The sequence below is a fragment of the Marinobacter halodurans genome, assembly GCF_004327985.1.
Taxonomy (GTDB): Bacteria; Pseudomonadota; Gammaproteobacteria; order Pseudomonadales; family Oleiphilaceae; genus Marinobacter_A; species Marinobacter_A halodurans.
Map to the genome: position 1 here is coordinate 1 of NZ_SJDL01000097.1, position 3,050 is coordinate 3,050.

At 51.1% G+C, this 3,050-nt stretch carries 6 protein-coding genes and 1 pseudogene; 6 read left to right on the forward strand and 1 reads right to left on the reverse strand.

Annotated features, from left to right (window positions below; genetic code table 11):
* Nucleotides 1-144: 144 nt before the first annotated feature.
* The 3 genes from EZI54_RS23370 to EZI54_RS23380 all read left to right on the forward strand — a co-directional run bounded on the left by EZI54_RS23370 (nucleotide 145) and on the right by EZI54_RS23380 (nucleotide 1,446).
* A complete protein-coding gene (locus EZI54_RS23370) occupies nucleotides 145-768 on the forward strand; it encodes a LysE family translocator (RefSeq protein ID WP_131484263.1) in 624 nt (207 codons plus the stop codon).
* Between the two features lie 161 nt (nucleotides 769-929).
* A complete protein-coding gene (locus tag EZI54_RS23375) occupies nucleotides 930-1,190 on the forward strand; it encodes a type II toxin-antitoxin system Phd/YefM family antitoxin (protein ID WP_131484264.1) in 261 nt (86 codons plus the stop codon).
* Nucleotides 1,183-1,446: a Txe/YoeB family addiction module toxin gene (locus tag EZI54_RS23380; protein WP_131484265.1), complete on the forward strand. Its 264-nt coding sequence runs from the start codon at nucleotides 1,183-1,185 to the stop codon at nucleotides 1,444-1,446. The genes EZI54_RS23375 and EZI54_RS23380 overlap by 8 nt, the downstream gene beginning before the upstream one ends.
* Here the strand turns inward: EZI54_RS23380 and EZI54_RS23385 are convergent.
* Nucleotides 1,446-1,706: pseudogene (locus EZI54_RS23385) on the reverse strand (IS110 family transposase); the annotation flags it as partial. The gene EZI54_RS23380 and the pseudogene EZI54_RS23385 overlap by 1 nt on opposite strands.
* A gap of 187 nt (nucleotides 1,707-1,893) precedes the next feature.
* Between EZI54_RS23385 and EZI54_RS23390 the strand changes: the two are divergent.
* The 3 genes from EZI54_RS23390 to EZI54_RS23400 all read left to right on the forward strand — a co-directional run.
* Nucleotides 1,894-2,166 carry a DUF4258 domain-containing protein gene (locus tag EZI54_RS23390; protein WP_131484266.1) on the forward strand — a complete coding sequence of 91 codons (273 nt, stop codon included), beginning with the start codon at nucleotides 1,894-1,896 and terminating at the stop codon, nucleotides 2,164-2,166.
* 1 nt (nucleotide 2,167) lies between these two features.
* The gene (locus EZI54_RS23395) at nucleotides 2,168-2,470 is read left to right on the forward strand and encodes a CopG family antitoxin (RefSeq protein ID WP_084342454.1); all 303 of its coding nucleotides are present in this window, start codon (nucleotides 2,168-2,170) and stop codon (nucleotides 2,468-2,470) included.
* 99 nt (nucleotides 2,471-2,569) lie between these two features.
* Nucleotides 2,570-3,050, forward strand: a 481-nt coding sequence (locus tag EZI54_RS23400) for a transposase (protein ID WP_131484267.1), incomplete at its 3' end; no start/stop codon positions are given.

Sequence of the window (3,050 nt, forward strand, 5' to 3'; positions counted from 1 at the left end):
TTGGAGGCAATAAAGGGCAATCAATCTGAAAACTGGACAATGCCGGCTGAAATGGCCGGCTGAAAAAAACGAGATCGAAGGCGGTGGAATACTCGCTCTATTTTGGGTTTTTCTACAGCCTCGTTAGAAATACAAGGATACGTTATGACTCTCGAAATCTGGATAACCTTTGTATCTGTAGTTTTTATCTTTGCCATTATTCCAGGACCAACTGTGATTTTGGTGCTTGGTCAGGCTATCAGTCATGGAAAAAGATCAGTTATTCCACTGGTTTCTGGCGTTTTAATCGGGGACTTTGTGGCGATGACGTTGTCGTTGATTGGGCTAGGTGCTGTTTTGGCGACGTCAGCGACTCTATTCCTGATTCTTAAATGGTTTGGTGTTGGGTATCTGGTTTACCTTGGCATTAAGGCCTGGCGCGAAGTGCCAGAGCATGGTTTGCCGTCGATGTCAGCCCCGGCTATTTCAAAAGCAAACATGTTCAAGTCCTCTTTTCTGGTTACAGCTCTGAATCCAAAAGATATTGTCTTTTTCGTTGCCTTTCTTCCTCAGTTTGTTAATCCCGAAGTAGCGGCTGTTCCACAACTGCTAATATTAATGGTGACTTTCTTGGGTGTCGTCTCGATAACAATCACGTCATTTGCGCTCTTCGCAGGGGTTGTGCGCCATAGGATTCAAAGCTTCCAAGCTCGTAGACGGCTCAATAAGCTGGGAGGCGGGGCTATGTTTGGCGCCGCTGCGTTCGCATCAACTATGCAGCGGAGTTGAAAAATTTCTACCCATGCACCGGAAGTCAAAAACTCTGCTTCGCGCCGTTTTTGCCTCCGGTGATGGCGGGCGTTTTAGCGGCAAGAATAGATGTCCCGCATATTGTACATGTCGGGCACTTCCTTCTATACTTGTACTGTTTACTGTACAGGAGAGGTGCCATGAGAATCATTTCTTTTACTGAGGCCCGCAACAGTCTAAAAGCCGTACTGGATGGTGTGGTCAACGATGCCGATACGACTGTGATTACACGTCGCGATTCTGAGGATGCAGTTGTAATGTCGCTCGATTACTACAACAGCCTTATGGAGACGGTTCACCTTTTGCGTTCGCCTGCTAATGCTGAGCATCTGAATAAATCAATTGCGCAATATAAGGCAGGAAAGGCAACTGAACGTGAGCTGGTAGATGAGGATGAGTAGTCGGCTGTTTTGTTGGACTGACGAAGCTTGGAATGACTACATTTATTGGCAAAGCCAGGATAAGAAGACCCTAAAGCGAATTAACAAGTTAATAGCAGATGTGAAGCGGTCTCCATTCGAAGGTATTGGTAAACCAGAACCTTTAAAGGAAAACTTGGCTGGTTTCTGGTCGCGCCGTATCGATGAGACCAACCGTTTGGTATATGCCGTAGAGGATTCATCCATCACGGTCATATCCTGTAGATACCACTATTGATAGAGGGCGTGTCCCAGGATGAAACGGATGTTGTGTTCTTCGCACAGATCCGAGATCCAGTACCAGCAGTGCATGCACTCGACGCCAACGACCAGGTCATCACGGAAGGGTTCGAGCAGGGCCAGAAGCGGTTCTGGGCGGGCTTTGATTTCCTTGTGCAGCAACACCTTCCCCTGCTGGTCGATGATGCAGACGTAGAGGCTACGGGCATGCAGGTCGATTCCACAGTAATGACGGTGGGTGCTATGGTAGAAATTCATGAGTCTTCTCCCTTGTAGAGCTTGGTCGCCTTCCAGCTTAGCGGTCCGCCGCTAGGCTGGGGAGAAGGCTCAATCAGTATCAAGTGCGTCAACGGGACCGCTTTGTTCCGCTGCCGCTCTACAAATCGGCCCGTTACGCCAGCGTTAGCAAGATGCCAATAGGCACACACTCTGCTAGACTCCTCCCATGAAGCAAGTTAACTGGAATGCTGAAAAGAACCAGCAGCTGATGAGCGAGCGCGGAGTTTCCTTCGAAGATGTCCTGTTTGCTCTTCAGTCTGGTGGTTTACTTGATGATGGACCTCACCCCAACAGGGACAAGTACCCGAATCAACGCCTGCTTGTGGTTCGGATTGACGATTACGCCTGGCTGGTGCCGTACATCGAGAATGATCGAGAGATTTTTCTCAAAACCGTCATCCCCAGTCGCAAGGCCACCAAGACATTTCTAGGGGGGTAGCATGGCCAAAACCAAATTAGATCCCGAAGAGCAAGAGCTCCTGGAGGCTTACGAATCCGGAGAGTTCGAGTCGGATCTGGATGCCGATCGCCGGGAGTACCTGACGAAGGCCGCCGAAGAAACGTTCAAGAAAGACAAGCGGATCAATATACGTATTTCCAGCCGTGATCTAGAGGCACTCCAACGTCGGGCGTTGGAAGAAGGACTTCCTTATCAGTCCCTGGTTTCCAGCGTGCTACACAAATACGTCTCCGGCGGCCTCAAGGACATCTCTGCTAACAAGTCAGGCCAGCGGACGCGCTAACGCGCGCCGCTGCCTTCTGCGCTGAGGCTGTAGAAAAACTCCAAAAAATCAGCGCTTGGCTTTGATAGGATGCAGAAAACGGATCAACGGAAGGTCGGCATGCCCCGCTTCAAACATTACAACTACGACCAAGACGCGATGGTCGTGATCAATTACCAGGAACAGCTTCAGCCCGGCACCTTCGAACACGCGGTGCACTACCTGATCGAGCACAAGCTGGACCTGTCCGTCTTCCACCCCAAGTACCGCAACGAAGACACCGGCCGCCTGGCCTACGATCCCGCCATCCTGCTGAAGATCATCCTGTTCGCCTACTCCAAGGGCATCACCTCCAGCCGGGAGATGCAGTGGTGCTGCCAGACCAACATCATCTTCAAGGCGCTGTCCTGCGATACCGTGCCGCACTTCACCACGCTGGCCAAGTTCGTCAGCGGTCATGCCGATGAGATCGAAGCGCTGTTCGAGCAGGTGCTGCTGGTGTGCCATGAGCAGGGCCTGTTGGGCAACGAACTCTTTGCCATCGACGGCTGCAAGATGTCGTCAAACGCCAGCAAGGAGTGGTCCGGCACCTTCAAGGAGC